This is a genomic window from Williamwhitmania taraxaci (assembly GCF_900096565.1).
Classification (GTDB): Bacteria; Bacteroidota; Bacteroidia; order Bacteroidales; family Williamwhitmaniaceae; genus Williamwhitmania; species Williamwhitmania taraxaci.
Map to the genome: position 1 here is coordinate 1 of NZ_FMYP01000149.1, position 2,402 is coordinate 2,402.

The following is a 2,402-nucleotide window of genomic DNA, read 5'->3' on the forward strand; positions in this document are numbered from 1 at the left end:
ATCACCGAAACAAGTGGCACAATATCACCGAAATATCAACTCTATTCTCTTCAGCGTACTTTTTGTATTGGCATTTATCAATTCGCCGAGAACAACCTTCTCGGACGTTTGCATCTTAACCAACCGTTCCCGTTCGTTTATCAACCATCGTAGCTGCTGTATTGACGCAAGAGGCAGCGTTGTTAGCGGCAACTCTTCCCGATGTAAGTAGCAAAACCTTGAAATTTGGAAAGAATCAACCTTGTCATTTTTTCCTCGCACCAGACCCAAAGATCGCTTAATGTGCAAGGGTGAAACCAAAGAATACGCAAGACCAGCATGCTCCAGGAACACAGCCATGCCAACGCTATACGCACCGGTATGCTCCATACAGAACAACGCTTCCTGTGGATTAACGCGCTGCTTTTCCATCCATTTAATGATGGCTTGATACCCCTTGTCGTCATTACAAAATTGCTTATGGGGCGACTTTTCACCTTCCTCTCTAAAAAACAAGGTAACATCCAACGTCTTTTTGGAAACATCTGTTCCAACAAACCATTTGTAAGCCATAATCTTGTTGTTAAGTAAGTATTTCCGACACATTGATAAAAACTAATACCTTTAGTAAGCCTTGTAGCTTAAGATTCTAATTGGTGCTTTTCAATGCAAAGAGTGAAAGACTAATTCGATTGATAGCCCTCAATGGACTGGAGTAGACTATAGTTCACTTTCACACTTCTCGGTTAACTATAAAACTAACCTATTTGATAGCAAATAACAATTGCAAATCTAAAGGAGTAGGTTGCCCCGCCAGCTAAGCCGACGGGGAGAACCTACTTACTGGAAGAAAGTTATTTCTCTTTTTAAAATACGTGCCAAGATATTTTCAATCTTTTTTTACAAACGATTCCCCTGCCCCTCGCCAACCCCAAGCAAATGCTAAAGAGTTGCCAGTAGCGGTATAACCTAAGGATATTATTGCTAGCTTAGTGTAGAAATAAACGGCAAGGAAGGTGGGTGGATATATACCAGAATGGGTGGAAAAACGGATATTTTGGCGGGTTATAAATGAGTTGGCATTCATGCAATCGCTACGTTCGATAATATTTTCAAAGAAATGACTATTTTTGGTTGAAAAATTAAATCGAATGACGAAAGAATCTCAAATAATATTCTATCAAACAGACGATGGAAACGTAAAGATTGAAGTTTTCTATCAAGATGAAATCTTCTGGATGACTCAAAAAAAAATTAGTGAGTTGTTCGGAGTTCAAAGACCCGCAATAACAAAACATCTGAAAAACATCTTTGAATCAGGGGAATTGATTGAGAATTCAGTTAGTTCCATTTTGGAACATACTGCTGATGATGGAAAGAAATATAATACTACATTTTACAATCTTGATGTAATTATTGCAGTAGGTTATAGAGTTAACTCACATCAAGCGACTAAATTTCGGATTTGGGCTACAAAAACACTAAAGGAATTTATAATTAAAGGGTTTGTTCTCGATGATGAGCGTTTGAAGCAGGGAAAACGTTTTGGGAAAGACTATTTTGATGAGCTACTTGAACGAATTAGAGAAATTCGTGCGAGTGAAAGGAGATTCTATCAGAAAATCACAGACATTTATGCACTATCACTTGATTATGACAATTCGAATAAATTAACTCTAGAATTTTTTGCAACTGTACAAAATAAACTTCATTGGGCAATAACAGGAAGAACAGCTGCTGAAATTGTATATTCTGCTACTGATTCTACGAAATTGTATATGGGATTAACCAATTGGAAGCATGCTCCAGCTGGGAAAATATTGAAATCAGACGTAGCTATTGCTAAAAATTATCTGAACGAACAACACATAAAAGAACTTAACCGAATTGTATCTGCATACCTTGATTTAGCAGAAAGCAGAGCAGAAAGGCAAATTCCAACAACAATGCAAGAATGGATTGTTTTTTTGAATCAATTTCTTGAACTTTCAAGTTTTCCTATACTTGAGGACAAAGGAAAAGTAAGTGCTTTAGAAGCCAAAATAAAAGCAGAACAAGAATATGATAAATATAGAGCAATCCAAGATGTAAATTATTCATCTGATTTTGACAAAGAGATTAGAAGGTTAAAAGGAAAAGAATAATGCACGAAAAGCCAACCGCTGCTATATTCCATTGGGGCAGATGGTTAAATAATGTTTATTTTAGTATATTGCAATAATTTTAACGTAGGACAACGACGCTGCTTCGAACTCCCGAACGCATTTTAAGCAGCAAACGTTATGTGTAAAAATACTTGAACAGACATGAAAGCTATTATCATAATTGTAGGGAGTGTAAATTAAACTTTGTCTGGTAATTTTCCTAGTATTCAAAACTACTGTTTTTTTTGAACTCAACTCTTAAATGCTCTTTAAAAGTTT

Annotated in this window: 2 protein-coding genes; one reads left to right on the plus strand and one right to left on the minus strand. The window is 36.3% G+C overall.

Going from position 1 to position 2,402, the window contains the following annotated elements:
* Positions 1-24: 24 nt before the first annotated feature.
* Positions 25-552, minus strand: coding sequence for an IS110 family transposase (locus BLS65_RS17560; protein WP_170830197.1), 528 nt, complete (start codon positions 550-552; stop codon positions 25-27).
* Between the two features lie 578 nt (positions 553-1,130).
* Between BLS65_RS17560 and BLS65_RS17570 the strand changes: the two genes are divergently transcribed.
* On the plus strand, positions 1,131-2,123 hold the full coding sequence (locus tag BLS65_RS17570; RefSeq protein WP_092441088.1) for a virulence RhuM family protein: 993 nt from the start codon (positions 1,131-1,133) through the stop codon (positions 2,121-2,123).
* Positions 2,124-2,402 lie beyond the last annotated feature (279 nt).

Coding starts and splice junctions, on each gene's coding strand:
- BLS65_RS17560 (WP_170830197.1), bottom strand. CDS start 552: ATGGCTTACAAATGGTTTGTTGGAACAGATGTTTCCAAAAAGACGTTG.
- BLS65_RS17570 (WP_092441088.1), top strand. CDS start 1,131: ATGACGAAAGAATCTCAAATAATATTCTATCAAACAGACGATGGAAAC.